The 22,638-nt window shown below is 45.6% G+C and carries 23 protein-coding genes; 2 read left to right on the top strand and 21 right to left on the bottom strand.

Annotation, left to right across the window (positions count from 1 at the left end; genetic code table 11):
- The first annotated feature begins 117 nt into the window (after positions 1–117).
- Both nlpI and DQX04_RS03525 read left to right on the top strand, forming a co-directional pair.
- Entirely contained in the window at positions 118–1,062 is a 945-nt protein-coding gene (gene nlpI, locus DQX04_RS03530) for a lipoprotein NlpI (protein ID WP_111914470.1), read from the top strand.
- 79 nt (positions 1,063–1,141) lie between these two features.
- On the top strand, positions 1,142–2,290 hold the full coding sequence (locus DQX04_RS03525) for a hypothetical protein (RefSeq protein WP_111914468.1): 1,149 nt from the start codon (positions 1,142–1,144) through the stop codon (positions 2,288–2,290).
- A 17-nt stretch (positions 2,291–2,307) separates the two neighbouring features.
- On the opposite strand, the gene lipA is transcribed toward DQX04_RS03525, so the two are convergent.
- From lipA to miaB, 21 genes are all read right to left on the bottom strand, one after another.
- Positions 2,308–3,273, bottom strand: coding sequence for a lipoyl synthase (lipA, locus tag DQX04_RS03520; protein WP_111914466.1), 966 nt, complete (start codon positions 3,271–3,273; stop codon positions 2,308–2,310).
- Positions 3,257–3,919: a lipoyl(octanoyl) transferase LipB gene (lipB, locus tag DQX04_RS03515; protein ID WP_111914464.1), complete on the bottom strand. Its 663-nt coding sequence runs from the start codon at positions 3,917–3,919 to the stop codon at positions 3,257–3,259. The genes lipA and lipB overlap by 17 nt, the downstream gene beginning before the upstream one ends.
- Before the next feature lie 13 nt (positions 3,920–3,932).
- Entirely contained in the window at positions 3,933–4,196 is a 264-nt protein-coding gene (ybeD, locus tag DQX04_RS03510; RefSeq protein WP_111914462.1) for a DUF493 family protein YbeD, read from the bottom strand.
- Positions 4,186–5,049 carry an aminotransferase class IV gene (locus DQX04_RS03505; protein ID WP_111914460.1) on the bottom strand — a complete coding sequence of 288 codons (864 nt, stop codon included), beginning with the start codon at positions 5,047–5,049 and terminating at the stop codon, positions 4,186–4,188. Before DQX04_RS03505 ends, ybeD begins: the two co-directional genes overlap by 11 nt.
- Complete coding sequence (locus DQX04_RS03500; RefSeq protein WP_111914459.1) at positions 5,046–6,209, bottom strand: serine hydrolase; 1,164 nt, start codon at positions 6,207–6,209, stop codon at positions 5,046–5,048. The genes DQX04_RS03505 and DQX04_RS03500 overlap by 4 nt, the downstream gene beginning before the upstream one ends.
- A gap of 79 nt (positions 6,210–6,288) precedes the next feature.
- Positions 6,289–7,185: a septal ring lytic transglycosylase RlpA family protein gene (locus DQX04_RS12570; RefSeq protein WP_111914457.1), complete on the bottom strand. Its 897-nt coding sequence runs from the start codon at positions 7,183–7,185 to the stop codon at positions 6,289–6,291.
- A complete protein-coding gene (gene mltB / locus DQX04_RS03490) occupies positions 7,185–8,159 on the bottom strand; it encodes a lytic murein transglycosylase B (protein WP_111914455.1) in 975 nt (324 codons plus the stop codon). Before mltB ends, DQX04_RS12570 begins: the two co-directional genes overlap by 1 nt.
- An 8-nt stretch (positions 8,160–8,167) precedes the next feature.
- Positions 8,168–9,283: a rod shape-determining protein RodA gene (gene rodA / locus DQX04_RS03485; protein WP_111914453.1), complete on the bottom strand. Its 1,116-nt coding sequence runs from the start codon at positions 9,281–9,283 to the stop codon at positions 8,168–8,170.
- Positions 9,270–11,207, bottom strand: a complete 1,938-nt coding sequence (gene mrdA, locus DQX04_RS03480; RefSeq protein WP_207801080.1) for a penicillin-binding protein 2 — start codon at positions 11,205–11,207, stop codon at positions 9,270–9,272. Before mrdA ends, rodA begins: the two co-directional genes overlap by 14 nt.
- Positions 11,208–11,209: 2 nt before the next feature.
- Positions 11,210–11,680: a 23S rRNA (pseudouridine(1915)-N(3))-methyltransferase RlmH gene (gene rlmH / locus DQX04_RS03475; protein ID WP_111914451.1), complete on the bottom strand. Its 471-nt coding sequence runs from the start codon at positions 11,678–11,680 to the stop codon at positions 11,210–11,212.
- Between the two features lie 3 nt (positions 11,681–11,683).
- The gene (gene rsfS / locus DQX04_RS03470; protein ID WP_111914449.1) at positions 11,684–12,007 is read right to left on the bottom strand and encodes a ribosome silencing factor; all 324 of its coding nucleotides are present in this window, start codon (positions 12,005–12,007) and stop codon (positions 11,684–11,686) included.
- A gap of 66 nt (positions 12,008–12,073) precedes the next feature.
- Positions 12,074–12,685, bottom strand: coding sequence for a nicotinate (nicotinamide) nucleotide adenylyltransferase (gene nadD / locus DQX04_RS03465; protein WP_111914447.1), 612 nt, complete (start codon positions 12,683–12,685; stop codon positions 12,074–12,076).
- Positions 12,685–13,746, bottom strand: coding sequence for a DNA polymerase III subunit delta (gene holA, locus DQX04_RS03460; protein WP_111914445.1), 1,062 nt, complete (start codon positions 13,744–13,746; stop codon positions 12,685–12,687). Before holA ends, nadD begins: the two co-directional genes overlap by 1 nt.
- Entirely contained in the window at positions 13,746–14,138 is a 393-nt protein-coding gene (lptE, locus tag DQX04_RS03455; protein WP_165831929.1) for an LPS assembly lipoprotein LptE, read from the bottom strand. The genes holA and lptE overlap by 1 nt, the downstream gene beginning before the upstream one ends.
- A 109-nt stretch (positions 14,139–14,247) precedes the next feature.
- Positions 14,248–16,833 carry a leucine--tRNA ligase gene (gene leuS, locus DQX04_RS03450; RefSeq protein WP_111914848.1) on the bottom strand — a complete coding sequence of 862 codons (2,586 nt, stop codon included), beginning with the start codon at positions 16,831–16,833 and terminating at the stop codon, positions 14,248–14,250.
- Positions 16,834–16,895: 62 nt separating this feature from the next.
- Positions 16,896–17,105 carry a hypothetical protein gene (locus DQX04_RS03445; RefSeq protein ID WP_111914441.1) on the bottom strand — a complete coding sequence of 70 codons (210 nt, stop codon included), beginning with the start codon at positions 17,103–17,105 and terminating at the stop codon, positions 16,896–16,898.
- Positions 17,106–17,233: 128 nt separating this feature from the next.
- Positions 17,234–18,787, bottom strand: a complete 1,554-nt coding sequence (lnt, locus tag DQX04_RS03440) for an apolipoprotein N-acyltransferase (protein WP_111914439.1) — start codon at positions 18,785–18,787, stop codon at positions 17,234–17,236.
- Entirely contained in the window at positions 18,762–19,631 is an 870-nt protein-coding gene (corC, locus tag DQX04_RS03435; protein WP_111914437.1) for a CNNM family magnesium/cobalt transport protein CorC, read from the bottom strand. The genes lnt and corC overlap by 26 nt, the downstream gene beginning before the upstream one ends.
- 50 nt (positions 19,632–19,681) lie before the next feature.
- The gene (ybeY, locus tag DQX04_RS03430; RefSeq protein WP_111914436.1) at positions 19,682–20,140 is read right to left on the bottom strand and encodes an rRNA maturation RNase YbeY; all 459 of its coding nucleotides are present in this window, start codon (positions 20,138–20,140) and stop codon (positions 19,682–19,684) included.
- Positions 20,130–21,146 (bottom strand): PhoH family protein, encoded by a 1,017-nt coding sequence (locus tag DQX04_RS03425; RefSeq protein WP_111914434.1) that lies wholly within the window; start codon positions 21,144–21,146, stop codon positions 20,130–20,132. The genes ybeY and DQX04_RS03425 overlap by 11 nt, the downstream gene beginning before the upstream one ends.
- Before the next feature lie 13 nt (positions 21,147–21,159).
- A complete protein-coding gene (gene miaB / locus DQX04_RS03420; RefSeq protein WP_111914432.1) occupies positions 21,160–22,608 on the bottom strand; it encodes a tRNA (N6-isopentenyl adenosine(37)-C2)-methylthiotransferase MiaB in 1,449 nt (482 codons plus the stop codon).
- Positions 22,609–22,638 lie beyond the last annotated feature (30 nt).

Genomic DNA, 22,638 nt, shown 5'->3' with positions numbered 1-22,638 from the left:
TGCAAAAAGGCCACTTCATTTGAAGTGGCCTTTTTATTTGTAAAGATTATTTTAGCAGTGGCTGAAATTTAAAGACGGGTATGCTGTAATGAAAACACTAACGATAAGGAGACGTAAGTGTTAAGAATTCTATCGATTGCCGCATTAGCTGTAGGTCTGAGTGCTTGTGCGCAACTTCCTACGAAAACAATTTCCACTTCTGAGCGCACGGATGAAACTCAGGCTTCAGAGGAACCTTCACGCAGCCCTCGTGCTGACTTAGCGATTATCGAGCCGCTACCCGCCTCTAGAGCCGCACAAAGCGAGGTTGCGCAAATCTCTATGCTGTTAGAAGGTGAGGAGTTGTCGGAAGAGCAACGACCAGTCGCTTTGTATCGTAGAGGCGTGTTATACGACCAAATGGGCTTGCCTGCGCTAGCTATGTTAAGCATGAACCAAGTGATTGAACTTGACCCTCGGTTCTTCGATGCCTGGCACTATATGGGCATTTATTATATGCAGCACGGCGACTATCAACGCGCATATGAAGCCTTCGATAGTGTGTTAGAGCTTAGCCCTGAACACGAGTATGTGTATTTAAATCGTGGTTTAGCTTCTTATTATGACCAGCAATTTGATTTAGCCTTAAATGACTTAGCAGATTTTTACTTTCAGAATACCTCCGATCCATATCGAATTATCTGGTATTACTTTGCCTTTAGAGAAGTGAATGAAACACGCGCTGTTGAACAGCTCAGTTCAAATCGAGACGATATTATTGATGATCCTTGGGGCTTAACCTTAGTGGACTATTTCCTAGGTCGGGTAAGCGAGCAACAGCTTATGAATCGAGCGTTTGATAATGTGGAAAGTCATCGCCAACTACTAGAAAGGCTTTGTGAAGCGTACTTTTATTTAGGAAAAGAAGCGGCTATGGCGAATGAGAACAATAGAGCGATGAACTTCTTTAAACTGTCACTAATGACTAATATTTATGACTTTATCGAGTACCGTGTTGCCCGCACAGAGCTAACACGTCTGAGATCCCAAGACTCTGAACAAGCTCAAGGCAGTGAATCTTAAACATTGCCTCGTCATTTTAGGACTAACATTATTGGTTGTGGGGAGTTCTCCTAGCTGGTCTCCCCAAACACGTCTAGCAATGCCATCTACCGCAGTTAAGGCTGCGGCGAACCAACCTAATTTATATGCCCAGAAAGACCTTGTGCGTGTGTATAACGACCTTCAGAAGCGCTCTGAGCATCAACTGTGGCTTCGTCGCTCTGCGTTACTAGGTGATGTTGAATCCGCTATTACACTCGCTAACCTATTGCCGGATGAGAGCAGAGCTTGGCTAACACACGCGGCAGACTTGGGCTCGACACAAGCGCGAGTTGAATTAAGTTACGCGCAAATAGATACACCTCCTAACTATACAATTGCCAGCGAAGCGATAGCTAATTTAACCGTTCCTCAGCGCAATCAATTAGCAATATTGGCAATGAGCTGGGATCAGCAAGCAACAGCTCAGCATTGGCGTAATATCGCGCCAGAAACAACGCGTTGGCAAAACCGTATTGAAGTCGATGATTGGTTTCGTGCCGCGACTAATCAATGTGATCGACATTTAGTGTTGTACACAGAGAACCCTAGTTCGATACCGAAGTTATATGACTGGCTTTATCAGATTAAAAAGCAATTTACCCCCAGTGCAGGAAGACTATGCGTAAGCAAAGCCCTGCCTCATCAAGCCTTGAGTTGCTCGCCTGTTGAAGGTAGGGCGCATTGCCAGCATCAAAGCTTCGAAGTGGAAAATAGCACGGCTGTTTACGTAACAGAGCGGGGGAGAGCGAATACTCGCAATGGTGTGGTATTTATAAACGACAGTACATCGTGGCATGTGTTCATACATGAACTTGCTCACGCTTGGGGTTTAGCCGATGAGTATCGCATGCACATCAGCGTGCGAGAGCCGTTTTGTGAAGGTCAATTCAGTTTTACGGCGAAAAACCTAGTGGTCTCTGACAGTAGTTTACTCACAGATTCTGAATATCAGAATTTCTTGTCTACCTTACCTTGGAGAGAAGAGCTTACTGTAGAAGCTGCGTCTAGGGTAAGAATTATGGGTATTGATTATTGGCGATTAGGCAGCTCTAGCGGTGACGGTATAGGTTTGTATCCGGCTGCAACATGCGAAGGTACAGGTGTTCAAGCTTGGAAGCCTCTGCGGGCTATGACTTTTATGGAGCAAGCTGAAATAGGGAAGATTCCAACACTATATTTAGAGTGGATGCTAGAGCCTAACTTATAGGCTCTAGCTTTAATGGATTATTTAACTTCAATACCTGCAGCTTGAAGATCTGCATGGTATGAAGAACGCACCAATGGGCCCGACGCCGCTTGAGTGAAGCCCATTTTGTCTGCTTCTTCCTTAAACATCGCGAATTCATCAGGTGTGACATAGCGTGTGACAGGAATATGGTGGCGACTTGGCTGCAAGTATTGACCAATGGTAAGCATGTCTACGTCGTGTCGACGTAAATCTTCCATGACCTGCAAGATTTCCTCATTAGTTTCGCCTAACCCAACCATTAATCCTGACTTTGTGCGAACGTCTGGGCGCCGTTCTTTATATCGCTTCAATAAGTCTAGAGACCATTGATAGTTTGCACCTGGGCGAGCTGCACGGTACATACGAGGCACGGTTTCAAGATTGTGATTGAAAACGTCCGGTGCTTCGTCACTAAGAATATCTAGTGCGATATCCATACGGCCACGAAAGTCAGGTACAAGTATTTCAATTTTAATACCTGGCGTGCGAGAGCGTATTTCACGAATACAATCCGCAAAGTGTTGCGCACCGCCGTCTCGAAGGTCATCACGGTCCACAGAAGTAATTACAACGTAATTTACACCCATATCTGCAATGGTTTCGCCAAGCTTTACGGCTTCTTCTGGATCAACCGGTAGAGGTCGACCATGCGCTACGTCGCAGAAAGGGCATCGGCGTGTACATATTGCGCCAAGAATCATGAACGTTGCCGTACCATGATTAAAGCACTCAGGAAGGTTAGGGCAAGAAGCTTCCTCACATACTGAGTGTAAGCCATGCTTTCGCATCGCCTTTTTAATATGGTCGATACGTTCTGTAGAGGCAGGTAACCTTACTTTCAACCATTCAGGTTTGCGGAGCATTTCATCTCGTTCAGTAGGAACGACTTGAACCGGAATTAACGCCATTTTATCGGCGTCTCTAAGTTTTACACCGGGTTCTACTCTAACTGGCTTTGACATATTGACTCTCTAGTCCGCTTTGTTCTTGAGTGGATTCGTACTGCATTTCTTTAATAAAGGCTTGTGTAACACGTTCAGCCGCTTCCGCGAATGTGGTTGGTCCACCGTGGTCCGCGGTTTGTGTCATCACCATACCGGCATAACCGCATGGATTTATGCGATGAAAAGGCGACAGGTCCATGTTTACATTCAGTGCTAAGCCATGGAAGCTGCACCCCTTACGAATACGCAAGCCTAATGAACATACTTTCTCTTCACCAATATAGACGCCAGGTGCGTCTGGTCTTGGAGCGCTCGTAATACCATACGGCTCAAGTGCCTTTACGACACTGTTCTCTATCGCTGTAACCAAGTTACGCACGCCTATTTTTCTTCGGCGAATGTCGATCATGAAATATACGACAACTTGCCCTGGTCCGTGATAAGTGACTTGTCCGCCTCGGTCAACGGGTACAACAGGAATATCTCCTGGAGCTAAAAGATGTTCTTCTTTACCCGCTTGGCCCTGAGTGAAGACAGGAGGATGTTCAACTACCCAGAGTTCGTCTTGTGTGTCTTGGTCGCGGCTATCCGTAAATTCCTGCATAGCGTGCCATACGGGAACGTAGTCAAGCTGGCCAAGATGGCGAATTATGATCTCATTCATACAGGCTGTGCTCTTATAGAACGTGTCTTACGCCTTCGATACGTGCAAGACTCTGATATAAGGTTTCAACGTGGTCTTTGTCTGTTACCGTAACTCGAATTGTTACCGAGTGGTAATTGCCTTTGCTTGAGGCTTTAGTTTCTGGGTTGTAGTCGCCAGGTGCATGTTCTTGCACAACTTCCACCACTTCTTCAGTAAGTCCGTCTCTTGCGACAGCCATTACTTTGTATGTAAACAAGCAAGGGAAGTCTAATAGTTCATCAAATTTAGTTTTCATCGGTAGACTCCTCAACACTAACCGGACGCGAATTTCTAAATGCTTGAGCAAGTTGGTCGGTTATTCTACCAGTTTTTCCGTCTGCGATCAGTTGTTCGCCAACAGTTCCGACCGGTTGAACTTCTCGGGTTGAGCTTGATAGGAAGCATTCGTCTGCTTGCATGAGGTCTTCGACTGAAAACGCCTCTTCTTTAAGCTCTAAACCCAGTTCGTGGGCTAGCTGAATAATCCACTCTCGAGTGATTCCTGCAAGAATTAGCTCATCTGCGGGCGGGGTGTAAATGACTTCATCTTTAACGATAAAGTAGTTACACGACGCTCCTTCTGTAATGCGTCCTGCGCGATGAAGAATAGGCTCAAACCCACCTTTTCTATGCGCTTCTCTCTTTAGATGAATATTGCCTAACAAGCTAATGCTTTTAATATCGCAACGATGCCAACGGATGTCTTCTAGTAACTCAACATTAACGGGTGGTGGAGTTGTTGTAGGTGGTGTCCAATGGGAGGCTGTTGCCATAAATGTCGGTTCAATATCCTCACTTGGAAGGTGAGCACGAGGATATTCCGCACCTCGAGTCACTTGGATATATACAATGGCGTTCGCTTCTGGTACTTGCTCTGCCAATGTTTGTAAAACACTCACCCATTCGTCGTTCGACAAAGGGTTAGGAATATCTATTGCTTCAAGGCTACGCTCTAGTCTTTCTAAATGATGATCGATAAGTAACGGATGACCTTGATAAAACGGAACGACCTCGTAAATACCGTCCGCAAACAAAAAGCCGCGGTCAAAAACAGAGACCACGGCTTGATCAGGGCGAAGCCACTCGCCGTTTAAATAAACTAGGCTCATTCGTCAGAGAATCTCCGCTTAATACTGTCCATCATGCGCTTAAAGAAGCCACCGCGCTGAACTTCATGTAGCGTTACTAATGGGAATGTCGCTATAACTTCTTCGTCCAAAGTTAGATTAACCGTGCCTACTTGCTCTCCCGCTTCTAAAGGAGCTTCTAGCGGACGGTCTAGAATAAAGTTGGCGTCTAAGTTTTGTCTCTGGCCACGTGGGATTGTTACAACCACGTCGTCTTGTACGCCTAATGTAATTTCGTCGCGGCTACCACCCCAAATGCGCTGGCTAGCAAAGCTTTCACCAGACTGGTATGCGGTGATGGTTTCAAAGTAACGGAAACCATAGTTCAATAGCTTTTTAGACTCTACAGCACGAGAATTCTCGCTGTCAGTGCCCATAACCACAGTAATCAGGCGTGTGTCACCGTCTACAGCTGAAGTAATAAGGCTGTAACCAGACTCGTCTGTATGGCCTGTTTTCACACCGTCTACGTCTAAACTTCTGTCCCAAAGTAGAGAGTTACGGTTATATTGACGAATGTCGTTATACGTAAATTCACGTTCGCTATGTAAGCGGTAAGTTTCTGGCAACTCACGAATTAATGCTGCGGTAAGCAAAGCCATGTCGTAAGCTGTTGTTTCTTGCCCTGGTGCCGGTAACCCGTGAGGGTTTCTAAATACTGTATTGGTCATGCCAATGTCTTGTGCATGAGCATTCATAAGGTCTGCGAAAGAGTCTGAAGCACCAGCGATATGCTCTGCCATAGCTACAGAAGCGTCGTTTCCTGAAGAAATAACGATGCCGCGTTGCAAGTCAGCTACGGAAACCTCGCGACCAACTTCGATAAACATTAATGAAGAACCTGGGAAGTTACGTGCCCACGCGTTCTCGCTAATCGTAACCATGTCGTCTAAAGAAATAGTGCCACGCTCAAGTTCTTTACCAATAATATAATTGGTCATCACTTTGGTTAAACTCGCTGGCCCATGCGTATCATGCTCATTCTCACTGGCGATGATTTGCCCAGTCGTGTAGTCCATAAGAATAAAGCTTCTTGCGTCTATGCTGGGCGCTGGGGGAACTATAGCGTTTGCCGAGAAAGAAAGTGCGGAGAGAAGTACTGCACTGGCTGAAATAAGTGGTTTTAAGACGTTCTTGTTCATGAGTCTAGAAGCTCTCTTTGTTCTTTAATTATGAATGGACAAGATTTAGGTGTTCAATAAACGGCGGAATTATACCAGATTATTCTGGTGCCTCCGAGCTTTCAGAAGGGTTTTGTTCGCTATTTTCAGAGCTGAATTCAACTCTAAATGCGCCTTCATAACCGTCAGCTCGTAATTGAGACAACCACCGTGCAGCCTCTAATTCACCAAATGGACCGGCTAACAGTTTATGTAGACCGTTGTTCTGGTAAATAGTTGCGGATAGGTTAAAGTTTTCTTGAAGTTCTGTCGCTGCGTTTTCGGCATTTTTGCGTTCTTGCGTTGCAGCAATTTGAATAAATAGGCCATGCAAAGATTGTGGCAACTCGCTTTGTTGTTCTTCGGGTGCCGCCACAATAGTCTCACTAACTTCAACGGGCTCTGAACTGTCAGACTGCTCCGCTAAATCTTCTAGCTCTGGCTGTAGCACTTCAATACGTACCTGCGCTGTCCCTGTTTCCGTGACACCCAGGCGGTAGGCAGCAGCATAGGAAAGATCAATGATGCGACCATCATGGAATGGACCGCGGTCATTGACGCGAACAATGGCTTCTTCTCCATTGTCTAAGTTAGTTACGCGCACATAACTCGGTAATGGCAGAGTTTTGTGTGCCGCGGACATACTAAACATATTAAAATACTCACCATTTGAGGTGAGATGGCCATGAAATTTTTGGCCGTACCAAGACGCAATTCCTGTTTCTTCGTATCCTCTTACGTCCTCTACAATTTGGTAGTCTTCACCGAATAAGGAGTAGGGCGCGTTACCTTGCCTAGTGTATGGTTCAAACCTAGGCGTTGGGTCCATAGTTTCAGCTTCAGTCGGCGTACGTGTGGGCGCATGGTCTTGGTCTATTTGGTAACGGCCGCCCGAAGTTTGGCTGCAGCCACTGATTAACAGGCTTAAAGCCGAAACTAGAAAGAGATACTTCTTCATTACATCTGCCTACGAAGACGTTCAGAAAGTTGGAACACCACCATCGCATATAACGGGCTGTGGTTATAGCGCGTTATGGCGTAAAAATTTTGGAAACCCACCCAGTAAGATGCGTTGCCTTGTGCTTCTTCAAATTTAAATAATCGAGCTCTTGTGTTGCTTGTTAGCTCTGTTGTGAACGCAACATGGTGCTCCTGTATCTCACCTACGGTATGGGTAAGTTGTGTGCCTCGAGAAGAGATTAGGGTATTAAATTCATGTTCTGAACTAGGCCACGCTGGCGTTATAATAGGCTGGTTTCTTTGCCAATTATGGCGAGCAAAATAGTTTGCAACACTACCAATGGCGTCAACAGGGTTGTTCAGAAGGTCGCGTTGTCCGTCTTGGTCAAAGTCTACCGCGTAGGCGCGGTAACTAGACGAAATAAATTGACCGAAACCCATAGCTCCTGCATAAGAACCATTTAGCGTACTTGGGTCTAGTTGTTCCTCTGCGACTAATGCTAAAAAGTGTTGCAGCTCCGAACGGAAGAATTGTGCGCGAGGAGGGTAGTGAAAAGCTAGCGTATATAAGCTATCCAGAACGCGATGACGCCCCATAATCTGGCCATATGATGTTTCTACACCAAGGATAGCGAGGATAATTTCGGCTGGAACCCCGTATTCCTCTTCGGCTCGCAAAAGAGTGTCTTGGTGCTCTTGCCAAAAGGCTATGCCGTTGGCTACACGTGATTCGGTTAAAAAGATCGGGTAATACTGAAACCAAGGTTTCGCTTCCCAAGGACGGGCTATCGCGTCTAAAACGTCCTGGCTACGCTGGGCATTTTGTAGGATTTGCTCGGCAGTGGTTCGGTCAATCTGAAACTTCTCTTCCAGTTCCTCATAGAAGTCAGCACTAATCTGAATAGGGGTCGAATTAACTTGTGTAGTGAATAGTATGGCAATGCTTATACATAATGCCTTTAAAGCTTTCATAGAATCCCCTAATTACTGACAACGAGTCGACGATGCGTCGCAATAGCCATGATAATACCGAACCCTGCCATCATGGTCACCATTGATGTACCGCCATAACTGATTAATGGTAGCGGCACGCCTACTACAGGCAGTAAGCCTGAAACCATACCTATATTCACCAACACATAAATAAAGAAGGTTAGGGTGATACTCCCCCCCATCAGGCGAGTAAACATGCTTTGTGCGCGAATGGAAATTAACATACTCCGAGTAATCACGAAGCCATAAAGAATGAGAAGTCCGAGTACACCTATTAAACCGAATTCTTCGCTAAATACCGAGAAAATAAAGTCGGTATGGCGTTCTGGTAGGAACTCTAGTTGAGATTGCGTACCTTGTAGCCAGCCTTTGCCTTCAACGCCACCTGAACCAATGGCTATTTTCGATTGGATAATATGGTAACCCGCACCGAGCGGATCGCTTTCCGGATTAAGAAAAGTGAGTACCCTTTGTTTTTGATAATCGTGTAAAGCAAAAATCCAAAGTAAAGGCAGTGATAATGCCGCTAAGAAGCCACCTAGTGTAATGAGTCGCCAACTCATCCCTGCCAGAAACAACACAAATATACCTGATGTCGCAACCAAAATTGCGGTGCCTAGATCAGGTTGTTTGTAAATTAAAAACGTAGGGATCATGACCAAAATAAGCCCACCAATTACGTGGGTTGTACGTATTGGAAGTTCTTTACGAGCGCAATACCAAGCCAGCATAAAGGGTACGGCTAGCTTCAGCACCTCAGAAGGTTGCACGCGAGCAATGCCCAGGTCTAGCCATCGCTGCGCGCCTTTCCCTGTAACACCAACAAAGAGCACGGCAACCAATAATGCAACACCAAATAAATAAATGAGGACTGCCCAGCTGGAATATCGAGCTGGATTAATTTGCGCGACAATGAACAATATGGCGAACGACAATCCAATACGAATACTTTGCGCAATCATAATTCGGCTATTTTCACCGCCAGCACTATAAATAACGAATAAGCTGACAACACATAGTGCTAACAGCCCCAAAAATAAAGGTCCGTCGATATGCAGCTTAGCTAACAGTGGGTGACGATCTCTTTCTTCAGTCGTTTGCATCTGTAGGCTCCTCTGCGGGTTCCACATAGTCGGCAATTGCTGAGATAGGGCGGCCATCGACACTTAAGTGTTCAAAGTAATAGTCCATAACTTCTCTTGCTATTGGAGCCGCATTACTGCCGCCACCGCCGACGTTTTCGATAGCTATTGCGATCACTATTTCAGGGGTGTCTGCGGGCGCGTAACCGATATAAGTTGCATTATCTCGAAAGCGTTCTTCCACATCCTCTGTTTCTGGACGTTCCGCATCGTCTTCATCAGCCAACCTTACAACCTGTGCGGTACCTGTTTTGCCAGCTGCAGTGTAGTTGGCGTCGTTAAAAGCCCGAAACGCTGTACCGGTAACACGAGAAGTTACGTGTTCCATAGCGGTTTGCACTGCATCCCAATATTCTTCGCTATCTACAACAATAGGCGTTTCAAATTGTGGAACAACTCTTCTCAGGCCTGCGTCTTCCTCCACAGCTCTTAAGAATCTCGGAACGCCTCGGCTACCTCGGTTAGCTAATACTTGAGTGGTCGTTGCCAATTGCAATGGAGTAACGGTCCAGTAACTCTGACCTATACCTACGGAAAGTGTTTCACCGGCAAACCAGGGCTCCCCAAAGCGAGCTTGTTTCCATCCCCGCGTTGGCATAAGTGCTGCGTTTTCTTCCAGAATGTCGACACCTGTTCGGTGGCCAAAGCCTACTTGGTGCATAAAGTCTGACAGTGTGTCGATACCAAGCTGTAACGACAGGTGGTAATAGAACGTATTACAAGACTCGGTTATCGCGCGGTCCAAGTTTACCCAACCATGACCACCGTCTTTCCAGTCCCTCATGCGTCGATCAACACCATCTATTTCGAAGTATCCTGGATCCCAAACGCGTGTTTCGGGTTCAATGATTTGTTCTTGCAGACCTAATAGCCCGATCAATGGCTTTACTGTGGACGCTGGTGGATATCGACCTTGTGTAGCTCGGTTAATCAGCGGGTTGTCTTGGTTTGATAACAGCGAACGGTATTGGGCAACAGAAATACCTCCTACAAACCAGTTAGGGTCGTAGGTAGGGGTACTCGCCATCGCTAGTACTCCTCCTGTTTGCGTATCAAGCACTACAATGGCACCGCGCTTGTCACCAAGTTGCTCAATAGCGACTTGCTGCAAACCTGCATCTACTTCTAAATAGATGTCTTGTCCGGGAGTAGGAGAGTTGAGCTCTAATGTACGTAAAACTCTTCCGCGGTTGTTTACTTCTACGGTTTGGTAGCCAACTTCGCCATGCAGCAGGTTTTCATAAAAACGTTCTACACCAAGCTTGCCCATGGTGCGTGTTGCAGCGTAGTTTGCTGACAGGCCGGCTTCTTCAAGTCGAGTCTCATCTTGCTCGTTAATTCTACCAACATAACCTATCGAGTGGGTAAATAATGGGCCAAATGGGTAATTGCGTTGTAAGCGAGCTTCTACAGAAAATCCTGGGAAACGATGCTGATGTACTGAAAACTGCGCAACTTGCTGTTCGGTTAAGTTATCGGCAAGTGCAATTTGCGGGAAACGTCGCGAGTAACGAAGTTGTTGGTTAAATTGTTCAATATTTTCTAAGGGTAAGCTAAGTAACTCGGTAACCTCAAGTAACCTTTCGTCGAGGTTGCGAACCTCTTCGGGAATGACTTCTAGGCTATATACAGGAATATTCTCAGCAAGAATTCTTCCATTGCGGTCATAGATTAGTCCTCGGTTTGGAGCTACCGGTAAAACCATGATTCGGTTACTGTTGGAGCGAGTTTGATATTCTTCGTGAGACGTAACCTGTAGACGATACAAGTTACCTAATAGCACTAGAAAAACAATGCAGACAACCACCAAACAAAAAGCAGCTCTTCTGAAAAACAGTTGAGCTTCAGCTTGATGGTTTCTAATCGGTACGCGTTTTCTTATCATTTTTATTCGCGATGATATGGGTGGTTATTTAATAAGCTCCAAGCCCTAAATAATGACTCTGCAATTAATACTCTGACGATAGGGTGAGGTAATGTCAACGGCGATAATGACCAGCGTTCATCTTTCGCTGCAATACACGCCGGAGACAACCCCTCTGGGCCGCCAACGAGTAATGAAATATCTCTACCATCAAACTGCCACGACTGAAGTCGCTCGGACAGTTGATGAGTAGTCCACGGCCTACCTTCAACCTCAAGCGTAACAATGCGATTAGACCGAGGGACTGCAGCAAGCATTTTCTCGCCTTCTCGTTCGGTAATTCGCACTGTGTCTGCTTTCTTTCCGCGCTTCTCTGCCGGAATTTCAGTTAAGGAAAACTGAATTTCTGGAGGGAAACGTTTGCTGTATTCAGCAAAACCTTCTTGAACCCAGCCGGGCATTTTTGTGCCTACGGCTACGAGTTGAATTCGCATGACTTACGGGTGGCCCCATAACTTCTCAAGTTGGTAAAAGTCTCTAGCACTGTCTTGCATGACATGAACTACAACGTCACCTAGGTCAACCAATACCCACTCAGACTCGTCTTCTCCCTCTAGTCCTAGAGGAGCGTTACCGGCATGTTTAGCTTCGGTTGCAATGTGGTTCGCAATACTCTTCACATGAGTTTTAGAGTTACCCGAACAAATCACTAAGAAATCGGTAACATCTGTTTTATCGCTAATATCGATAATTTGGATATCTCTAGCTTTAATATCTTCGGCTTTATCTACGACAAAATCTCGTAACGCTGTAGCTTGCAAGTTCAGTTATCTCCAATAATGATTTATGACAGGTAAAGTTTATCACGAGTTCCCGAATAAAGGGATTTAACGGTATAAATTATGTGTTTTTATGTAGTTTGCTACTTCAGGAGAAAGCAAACCGTCGGGCACATTATCGATCCCTTTAGTTTGAATCAATTCGCGAAGCTCTGTTGACGATATATTTACAGTGTTGGTTTGTGGAAAGAATAGCTTTCCTTGTTCTTTTTGCTCAGCAGCCCAAGCATTGAGTTCGGAAGAACACTGTGACAAATCATATTTTGGTCTGCCAAACACCACTAGGCGGGCATAATCAGTGAGCTCTCGCCAGCTTAGCCATTTATCTAAAGATACAAAGCTGTCCATGCCAATTAGGAAGTAAAGCTGGTCAGTAGAGTGTTGTTGTTTAAAATGCTTCAGTGTGGGCAGTGTACGCGAAGGCCTTTTCGAGCTTAATTCATAGTCATTGGCAACGAGATAGTTAGCTGTTTCAGCTGCCAGTTGAACCATCTCCCAACGTTGCTGGTCTGTTGCTATAGGCTGGTCGCGGTAGGGCGGTGTGAAGGTAGGCAATAGGTGAATTTGGTTCCACCCAAATTCATGTTGAACCTCCAACACCGGATCTAAGTGACCCGCATGAATAGGGTCGAAAGTACCCCCTAAAATGGCAACTCGCATTACCTAGCCTCTAGCTCTACGCCCGGAAACTCTTGTAGCTGTTCAACGCAATGTGAACGACATAGTGCAACGCCGAATTCAGCAAAAAGGGTAAATATGTCTTCTCCAGACTCGCGTTTAATCGCGAACTCTAAACGCTCTAATAGGTGTAAAAGGTGATGGTTGAGCGACATTTGATATTGTCTGGCAAGGTGCTCAAATTGTCCTTGCTGCTGAGCCCAAATACGTTCTCTATTGTATATTCCACGTAGGTCTTGCCTGGTAGCTATCGCTCTCGCAAGCTGGTCTAAGGTAGATTGCAACTTACTTAACGTCCAACATATCAGTACGGGTTCGGTACCTACTTCACGAAGCCTACTCAAGGTGTGTAAGTATTGCTTTAAGTTCTGCTGAATTAATGCGTCTCTTAGTGCAAAAATGTCGAAACGGCTTTGGTCCGAACTGGACTGTTGTAGCTCTTCAGCAGACCACACATAACTCGCGTCAGGCTGCCTAAGTTTAAGTTTTTTTAATTCTTGGTCTAACGCTAGCAAATTGCCCTCATACCATGTTGCCAATTGCTGAATGGCTTCTGGCTGCAATTGTATTTGGTAAAGTGAGGCTCTAGTTTTGATATATTGAGGTAACTTTGCTGCGTCGGGGGTGTATACCGGTACGAACACTCCAGCTTGAATAAGTGACTTACACCATTTTGTATTCTGCGTTGCTTTATTAATTCTTGGACCGAACACAATTAATACATGATCGTCAGTTCTTTGTTCAAGATACGCTAACAGCGCTTTGCCTCCTTCTTTGCCAGGCGCCGCTTTAGGCAACTCTAACTCTATAAGCTGTTTGCTCGAGAAGAGCGACATCGACTGAGTGGCGTCTGCAAGTTCAGACCAACTAAACTCTTTATCTTGAACTAGGCTTGTACGTTCCTCAAAACCCTGCTGTAGAGCCGCTTGGCGAATTTGCGCAATATGCTTCTGCAACAAAAAAGGGTCGTCTCCGAAGATCAGATAAACCGGCGCTAGGCTGGTGTTTAAGTGGCTTTGGAGTTGATCTGCTCGCAATTGCATTAGTCTTGCCGAACGTATTGGTTCAATAGAATGAGTGCACGCGAAACTGACTCTTGTCTCATTTCTTCAACGACTAATTCTAACTCTCTCATTTTTGCTAGGGCAAAGTTGGGGTTGTCTTGGTAGTCGCGCGTGAGCTGAATTGTTTGTTTCGCTTCTTTTCCTGAGGCAGTAACAAAGGTTACTGGCAAGGTATAAATCAGTTCGTACTCAGCAACTTGGCCAGAAGGTAATAAGGAGAGAATTCTTCTATCGAGTGTGTCTTGTTCAATGATAATCGACGGTATGCCATCTTGCGGTTGAGTAACTTCCACACCGCGTTGTGACAACGCCTGAATGAGAATCTCTCCAACTTCGCTTCTTTCCGGTGCAGAAACTGCTATTTCTTCCACATGTTCGGGAAGCTGGAAATCGCCACGTAAATGAAAACCGCAGCTGCTTAATAGCAGGACGCACAGAGCACAGAGGCTAAACCAGCCTCTGCGACTCCATGATTTAGCGTTAGTTGGCAACAATGTTAAGAAGCTTCCCTGGTACATAAATAACTTTGCGTATTGTTTTACCTTCTGTAAAAGAAGCAACTTGTGGTTGTTGCAATGCCACTTCCTCAAGCGCTTCTTTACTTATATCGGCGGCAACAGTTAATTTCGCTCTAAGCTTACCGTTAACCTGAACAATAATAAGTTTCTCGTCTTCAACCAAAGCGCTTTGGTCGACAGTAGGCCACTGAGCAAAGTTAATGTCGTTGTCGTGTCCTAGTGCTTGCCAAAGTACCTCACCTGCATGAGGTGTAATAGGGAACAGCATAACAACCATAGCGTCTAATGCTTCCTGCATAATCGCCTTGTCTTGGTCGTTGTCGAGTTTTGCTTTTTGTAAGGCGTTACTTAACTCCATGATCGCCGCAATTGCCGTGTTAAAATTTTGGCGACGGCCCATGTCGTCGGTTACTTTTTCAATGGTCTTGTGCAAGGTTCTGCGTAACGCTTTCTGTTCGTTGGTTAACGCTGCAACGTCTACCTTTCCAGCCGTTTCCACATGAGGCTGGAACTCATAGATAAGTCGCCACAAACGTTTTAAGAAACGGTGCGCACCTTCAACGCCAGACTCTGACCATTCCAATGTCATTTCCGGTGGAGCAGCAAACATCATAAACAAACGCACAGTGTCGGCCCCGTATTGGTCCACCATAATTTGTGGATCAATACCGTTGTTTTTAGATTTTGACATCTTGGTGACGCCAGCATGCTGTACAGGTTTGCCGTCAGCTTTTAATACAGCTTGCTTGATACCCCCTTTTTCATCTCTCTCAAGTTCTACTTCGGTTGGAGAGTACCAAGTTTTACTGCCGTTACTGTTTTCGCGATAAAAACTGTCAGCTAAAACCATGCCTTGACATAGTAAACGCTTGAATGGTTCGTCTGACTCTACTAAACCAGTGTCGCGAAGCAATTTGTGGAAGAAGCGCGCATATAAAAGGTGCAAAATAGCGTGTTCAATACCACCGATATATTGGTCTACGGGTAGCCAATAATTAGCTTGCTCAGGGTCAAGCATGCCATTTTCATAGCGAGGAGAGCAGTAGCGCGCGTAATACCACGAGCTTTCCATGAATGTGTCAAAGGTGTCGGTTTCATGTTCAGCTTCTTTGCCATGCCAACTCGTTTGACGCCACTCAGGATCGGCTTTAATTGGAGACGTTACGCCATTCATCACAACGTCTTCAGGTAACCGCACTGGCAGTTGGTCGTCAGGAACGGGTACAGAGTCGCCATTCTCGAGATTAATCATCGGAATCGGTGCGCCCCAATAACGTTGACGCGAAACACCCCAGTCACGTAAACGGTAATTCACTTGGCGCTCGCCGATGTTCATCGACTCAAGTTTGTCTGCAATCGCATTAAACCCTGATTTGATATCCAGACCGTCAAACTCGCTAGAGTTAATTAAGGTACCGTTATCAGTGAATGCGCTTTTGCTAAAGTCGTGCTCGCCCTCGGTAGGTTGAATAACCGGCTGAACCGTTAACTCATACTTTGTGGCAAATTCCCAGTCGCGTTGGTCGTGTGCAGGTACAGCCATAACCGCACCCGTACCGTAATCCATCAATACAAAATTGGCGACGTAAATCGGAATATCTTTACCCGTTAGCGGATGTTTCGCTGTAAAGCCGGTCGCTATACCACGCTTTTCCATGGTGGCTAGGTCTGCTTCGGCTACCTTTTGCTGTTTGCAAGACTCAACAAATTCAGCCACTTCAGCACTATTTTCTGCTGCTACTTTTGCTAACGGGTGCTGCGCTGCAACCGCCATGTAGGTAACACCGTAAAATGTGTCTGGTCGTGTTGTATATACCGTAAGTTGTTGGTCTAAATCGTTTACCGAAAAACTGATCTGTACACCTTCAGAGCGTCCAATCCAGTTCTTTTGCATGGCTTTAACTTGTTCTGGCCACTCATCTAACTGCTCTAAGTCTTCTAACAACTCTTCAGCGTAATCTGTAATTTTGACAAACCACTGTGGAATCTCTTTTTGTTCTACGGGTGCGCCAGAACGCCAACCTTTACCATCGACGACTTGTTCATTGGCAAGAACAGTTTGGTCTACAGGGTCCCAGTTCACCGTAGCGTTACGCTTATAAACCAACCCTTTCTCGTAAAGGCGAGTGAAAAACCACTGTTCCCAGCGATAATACTCAGGGTGGCAAGTTGCTATTTCACGATGCCAGTCGTACCCGAAGCCAAGCGCTTTAAGTTGTGTGCGCATGTCGCCGATATTTTTGTAAGTCCAATTTGCTGGTGCAGTTTCGTGTTGAATCGCTGCGTTTTCAGCAGGTAAGCCAAAAGCGTCCCAACCGATAGGGTGTAAAACGTTTTTACCTTGTAGTCGCTGAAAACGAGAAACTACGTCAGAGAGCGTATAGTTTCGAACATGTCCCATGTGTAGCTTTCCGCTTGGGTATGGGAACATAGACAAACAGTAAAATTTCTCTTTACTTTCGTCTTCTGAAACGTTGAAAATTTGCTCTTTCTCCCAACGCGCTTGAACTTGTGGCTCAATAGCTTGGGGATTATATTGTTCTTCAATTTTTTGCGTCATTTAACTTACAACCTGTCGACGACCTTGCTTTAAATTGATGTTGGCAAGGCTTAAGAAAGCCACATACCTACCCACATAACGAATGCTACAACGACACCCGCAAAACCGAAAAATGCATACTCGACGCGCGTTTTAGCGAGTTCTTCCGCAGATTGTTCTTCCGAACGTACAGGAATAATAGTCATAACAATGCTGGCAAGCCCTAAACCGAGTGCGCCAATCAAAGCCGTAAATAAAACTGCATGGAATAAATCAAGCATAGGTAATTCCTTGTGAGTACGAAATAGAGCCTAATTAAACTCGTACGAGCGCAGGCCCTAAAAATGAAAAATATAGGGTTAGTTTATCTTATTTTTCACTGGTTTTACTATGGCGAAAGGGGAAGTTTCTAGCGTTTTTTGTAGGCTTTACGGATTAACACGATTGCAGAGAGTAACAGGCTGATAAGCCAAGCAATGCTGTCTCCCCATTTTTGGTAAAGAGTTTCCCCTTCAACGAGCACAATTGTTTCTTGTAGCACGCCAGGAGCGAACTGAGCAATTCGTGCTGCTATATTACCGTTGTCGTCGATAACACCGGTTACGCCGTTGTTGGTGACTCTAAGCATCGGTCGGCCTAACTCTTTGGCACGCATTTGCGCTATCTGAAAATGCTGATGCGGACCATGTGAGCGACCAAACCAAGAGTCGTTGCTTATGGTAAGTAAAATGTCCGTGTCGCTGTTTACTTGTTGACGAATGTAGTCGCTGAATACCACCTCGTAACAAATATTGGCAGCAATATTGGTGTTTGCGACATTCAGGTTGTTTTGCTCCGTATCGCCGCGAGAAAACGAGGACATAGGCAAATTAAATAACGGTCCAAGTTTGCTTAACAGTGTTTGAAAGGGCACAAACTCTCCAATAGGCAATAGGTGGTGTTTTTCGTACCGGTTTTCGCCCATGTATTGATAAGGTTGGCTTTCTGAACCTAGTGTAATAATTGAATTAAAGTATTCGCGGGTTTCTCTGTTGTAATTGATAATGCCCGTGACAACTTCTGTACTTTGGGTACGCACACGATGGTCTAGTTCGTTTAGAGGTTGTTGTGCATACGGCTCAATAAAGGTAACTGCCGATTCAGGCCAAAAAACAATGTCGCTACTGGCATATAGTGGTCGGCTCAAGTCTTGATAGGTGAGATAATTAGGCCATTGTTGTGACTCATCCCACTTCAACGATTGCTGAATATTTCCTTGCACTAAGGCTACCGTTCGCGTTTCTCCAGTAGGTTGCATGGGATTAAAGTTCGGACTAAACCAGGCGATGGCGAACAATAAAACCGGTATAGCTAAATACTCGAGCTTGCGTTTTAGGAGAATTTCACAGAAGGCTATAGCAATAAGCCATAGCACGACGGTTATGCCGATCTCACCCATGTGGGGTGCAAGGTTCCCTAGCGTGCTAGATGTTTGCGTGTAGCCCAAACCCAACCATGGAAAGCCAGTGAGAAGCCAGCTTCTTAACCATTCGGAAAAAAGCCAGAATAGTGGAAATGTCCACAATGCGTAGCTACCTGAACGAATACGAAACTTGTGCCAACTCCATGCAGCGATAGCGGGGTAAAGTGCTAGGTAACCACACAATAGAACCATGAGAAGAACAGAAAACAGTAGGGGCAGGCCACCAAATTGGTCGATACTCACGTAAACCCAACTGACACCAGCTCCAAACCAACCTAAACCGAAGGAGAAGCCCACAAGTAAGGCTTGTTTTGCTGTAGTGCTTCTAACTAGGACAAGTAATAAGCCTGTTAAAAGCACAGGCATAGACAAATGTAAGGAAAATGGTGCGTAGCTAAATACGGTAGTTCCACCCAACAGAGCCGCGGCTATGCAGCGGCCCGAAGGGTATCGCCAAAACGACAACCAAAAGTGTTTATTCAGCAGAAGATTCAACTTCATTCTGATTGGTTACGTGAAGGTGTTGAATACGACGACGATCAGCGGCGGCTACTTTAAAGGTAAAGTCGCCAATATCGACTGACTCTCCAATTTCAGGAACATGACCAAAAGCCTGTGCAACAATACCTCCAACAGTGTCGTGCTCTTCATCAGAGAACTCAGTTGCGAAGTAGTCATTGAAGTCTTCAATGGTGGTCAGGGCTTTTACTGAGTATCTAGAAGTACTCAATCGTCGAATATTAGACTTGCTATCTTCATCGTCAGTCTCGTCTTCAATTTCACCGACAATTTCCTCTAACACGTCTTCGATAGTGACTAGGCCAGAAACTCCGCCATACTCATCGACTACAATCGCCATGTGGTAGCGTTTGGAGCGGAATTCTTTTAGCAAAGCATCAACGCGTTTACTCTCTGGAACAATGACCGCAGGGCGCATAACTTTGTCGATAGAAAAGTCTTCGTCGCGTAGGCCAAATCCAAAAGGAAGAAGATCTTTAGCGAGCAAAATACCCTCGATATGATCTTTGTTTTCAGTGACGACGGGGTAGCGGGAATGCTGTGTTTCTATCACGATAGGTAAAAACGACTCTACCGATTGGCTTTTGTCGATGGTTACCATTTGTGAGCGGGGTATCATGATGTCGCGAACCTTCAGTTCAGCAACATCCAGAACACCTTCAATCATTTCTTTGGTATCTGTATCAATAAGATCGTTGTGTTCTGCGTCTTGGATTATGTCAACTAAGTCCTCTCGGCTACTCGGTTCTGCTGTAAAGCTTTGCAGTAACCTGCTCGCCCAAGATTTTTTAGTTGACTGACCCGACGGAGGGTTTTCATCGCTCATGCGTCGCATTCGCTCCTTTGTGGTTATAATTCAACAATTCTCGTCTCCCTCTAGCGTTCTACGTAAGGGTCTTGAATATTCAATTGCGCAAGAATTTGTCGCTCTAAGTTTTCCATTTCTTCTGCTTCTTCGTCATTTATATGGTCATAGCCAAGTAAATGCAATGCCCCATGTATAATCATGTGCGCCCAATGCTCGTGAAGAGCTTTATTTTGCTCTTTAGCTTCTTGGGCTACAACGCCCGCGCATACGATTAAATCACCAAGCAATGGAATAGGTAATTCTATGTCACTGTCGAATGGAAATGACAGTACATTTGTGGGCTTGTCTTTGCCTCGGTAGTCGTGATTGAGAGTTTGGCTCTCTTTCTCGTCGACAATACGAACGGTGAGTTCACCGTTGCTTAACTTCATGACTTCCGCAAAGGTACGCAACCACAAACTGATATCTTCGTCAGTGGGAAGGTTGTTCTGCTCAGAAACAATTTGTAAATCGAGTTCAAGACTCACGAGGTTCACCAGACTGGTGGGCTTTTTTCTTTTTGTCGAAAGCCTCGTAGGCCTGTACCACTTTTTGCACGACGGGGTGTCGAACTACGTCTGCAGCGCTAAAGAACGTGAAGCTTACGTCTTCAACTTCGTGAAGTATTTCGATTGCCTGACGTAAACCCGAGCGTTGGCCTCTTGGCAGGTCAACTTGAGTAATATCGCCAGTAATTACTGCTTTCGAGTTAAAGCCAATACGGGTGAGGAACATTTTCATTTGTTCAGGTGTCGTGTTTTGGCTCTCATCCAGAATAATAAATGCGTCATTAAGTGTGCGTCCACGCATATAAGCAAGCGGGGCAACTTCAATAACATTACGTTCAATGAGCTTTTCTACTTTCTCAAAACCCAGCATTTCAAACAGAGCGTCGTATAGCGGGCGAAGGTACGGGTCAACTTTTTGCGCTAAATCACCAGGAAGAAAACCAAGCTTTTCGCCGGCTTCGACAGCAGGGCGTGTCAGCAGAATTCGACGAATTTCTTGGCGCTCAAGAGCGTCGACAGCTGCTGCAACCGCAAGATAAGTTTTACCGGTGCCTGCAGGACCGATGCCGAAGTTTATGTCGTGCGCGATCATGGCGCGAACATAGTCTTGTTGATTCTTATTTCGTGGCTTAACCAAGCCACGCTTGGTTTTTATCGTGGTGTGCTTGTCGTCTTCAGGTTCACGCGATTGTTCCATGGCTTGGCTTTCTTGAATCGCCAAGTGAACTTGGTCCGGTTCGACTACCGGCATTTTGCCGCGAACAGGAGCCGTTTCTACGTATAAGTCACGCAAAATTTGAGAGGTAGCAAGAATGCTCGCAGAAGAGCCGATGAGTTGAAAGTGATTGTCTCGATAACTAATTTCAACGCCAAGTCTGCGTTCAATATGCTTGATGTTGTCGTCGAATGGCCCGCAAAGGTTGGCAATTCTCTTGCTGTCTGCGGGCTCTAAATACAATTCAAAAGTGTCGAGTTGCGAGCTCAATCAATATCTCCAATTATTTGTGAGGGTTAGCGGTTGGCACATATTTGCCAACACCAGAAGTGTCCACGGTTTCCGCTTTTTGCTTCTGTAAAATACTCTGTGGCGCAACGTCTACACGAAGTCCCATATCTGCTTCTTCACGAATAAGGTCTCCGCGTAAAGAGTTAGGTAATGCTTCGGTAATTTTTACGTCAACAAACTTACCAATCATATCCGGACGACCTTCGAAGTTAACCACTCGGTTGTTCTCAGTTCGACCTGCTAGCTCCATCGGGTTTTTCTTCGATGGACCCGTCACTAAAATGCGTTGCTCTGTGTGCAGCATTTGTCGCGCGTGACGTTGAGCTTGTTGATTAATGCGTTGTTGTAAAAGCTGTAAACGTTGCTTTTTGGTTTCTTCAGAGACGTCGTCTGGCAAGTCTGCCGCAGGCGTTCCTGGGCGTGCGCTGTAAATAAAGCTAAAGCTAATATCAAAGTCTACAGCTTGAATAAGGTCCATTGTTTTTTGGAAGTCGTCGTCGGTTTCACCAGGGAAGCCGATGATGAAGTCAGACGATAGCGCTATGCCTGGTCGTGCCTTTTTCAATTTGCGAATTTGCGACTTATATTCCAAAGCTGTATGGCCACGCTTCATAAGCGCTAAAACACGGTCTGATCCGCTTTGTACCGGGAGGTGCAAATGACTTACCAGCTCAGGAATAGTTTCATATGCGGCAATAATGTCGTCTGTAAATTCTACTGGGTGTGAAGTGGTGTAACGTATGCGGTCAATTCCGTCTATAGCAGCAATCAGTTCCAATAGCTCTGCGAACGAGCAAATCTCTCCATCGAAATGATTACCACGAAATGCGTTCACGTTTTGGCCGAGTAGATTAACTTCTCGAACGCCTTGCTCTGCAAGCTGTGCAACTTCGTAAAGAACGTCATCGACAGGACGGCTAACTTCTTCACCACGCGTATAAGGCACGACACAAAATGTACAATACTTGCTGCAGCCTTCCATAATGGAAACGAATGCGCTTGGGCCTTCAGCAACAGGTTCCGGTAACCGATCGAATTTTTCGATTTCAGGGAATGAAACGTCTACAACTGAGCCTTTACCGCTTTCCAAATCTGCAATCATTGCGGGTAAACGGTGCAGTGTTTGTGGGCCAAACACAAGGTCGACAAAAGGAGCGCGGGTACGAATTGCCTCGCCTTCTTGTGACGCGACACAGCCACCAACACCAATCACTAGATTTGGGTTATCTTTTTTAAGGTTTTTCCAGCGACCTAGCTGGTGAAATACTTTTTCTTGAGCCTTCTCGCGAATTGAGCAAGTATTTAACAGAATAAGATCAGCGTCTTCGGCTTCGGAAGTGCTTTCATATCCCATTTGAGCGTGTAATAGGTCAGCCATTTTGCCCGAGTCGTACTCGTTCATTTGGCAGCCCCACGTCTTTATGTAAACCTTCTTAGACATACTCTCAACTTCGCTTTACTTCATTAAAAA

The organism is Aliidiomarina sp. B3213, from assembly GCF_003290085.1.
Classification (GTDB): domain Bacteria; phylum Pseudomonadota; class Gammaproteobacteria; order Enterobacterales; family Alteromonadaceae; genus Aliidiomarina.
Note: the sequence above shows the minus strand (reverse complement) of the source record. Positions and strands in the feature narration are given on the sequence as shown.

Bases quoted from the DNA above. Each gene is read 5' to 3' on its own strand.
- nadD (WP_111914447.1), bottom strand. From the start codon at position 12,685: ATGCGAGTTGCCATTTTAGGGGGTACTTTCGACCCTATTCATGCGGGT.
- DQX04_RS03525 (WP_111914468.1), top strand. From the start codon at position 1,142: ATGCCATCTACCGCAGTTAAGGCTGCGGCGAACCAACCTAATTTATAT.
- corC (WP_111914437.1), bottom strand. From the start codon at position 19,631: ATGAGCGATGAAAACCCTCCGTCGGGTCAGTCAACTAAAAAATCTTGG.
- DQX04_RS03505 (WP_111914460.1), bottom strand. From the start codon at position 5,049: ATGAGCCTAGTTTATTTAAACGGCGAGTGGCTTCGCCCTGATCAAGCC.
- mrdA (WP_207801080.1), bottom strand. From the start codon at position 11,207: ATGATAAGAAAACGCGTACCGATTAGAAACCATCAAGCTGAAGCTCAA.
- DQX04_RS03500 (WP_111914459.1), bottom strand. From the start codon at position 6,209: ATGAACAAGAACGTCTTAAAACCACTTATTTCAGCCAGTGCAGTACTT.
- rlmH (WP_111914451.1), bottom strand. From the start codon at position 11,680: ATGCGAATTCAACTCGTAGCCGTAGGCACAAAAATGCCCGGCTGGGTT.
- ybeD (WP_111914462.1), bottom strand. From the start codon at position 4,196: ATGAAAACTAAATTTGATGAACTATTAGACTTCCCTTGCTTGTTTACA.
- mltB (WP_111914455.1), bottom strand. From the start codon at position 8,159: ATGAAAGCTTTAAAGGCATTATGTATAAGCATTGCCATACTATTCACT.
- rodA (WP_111914453.1), bottom strand. From the start codon at position 9,283: ATGCAAACGACTGAAGAAAGAGATCGTCACCCACTGTTAGCTAAGCTG.
- miaB (WP_111914432.1), bottom strand. From the start codon at position 22,608: ATGTCTAAGAAGGTTTACATAAAGACGTGGGGCTGCCAAATGAACGAG.
- lipB (WP_111914464.1), bottom strand. From the start codon at position 3,919: ATGAATGAGATCATAATTCGCCATCTTGGCCAGCTTGACTACGTTCCC.
- lnt (WP_111914439.1), bottom strand. From the start codon at position 18,787: ATGAAGTTGAATCTTCTGCTGAATAAACACTTTTGGTTGTCGTTTTGG.
- DQX04_RS03445 (WP_111914441.1), bottom strand. From the start codon at position 17,105: ATGCTTGATTTATTCCATGCAGTTTTATTTACGGCTTTGATTGGCGCA.
- lipA (WP_111914466.1), bottom strand. From the start codon at position 3,273: ATGTCAAAGCCAGTTAGAGTAGAACCCGGTGTAAAACTTAGAGACGCC.
- holA (WP_111914445.1), bottom strand. From the start codon at position 13,746: ATGCAATTGCGAGCAGATCAACTCCAAAGCCACTTAAACACCAGCCTA.
- DQX04_RS12570 (WP_111914457.1), bottom strand. From the start codon at position 7,185: ATGAAGAAGTATCTCTTTCTAGTTTCGGCTTTAAGCCTGTTAATCAGT.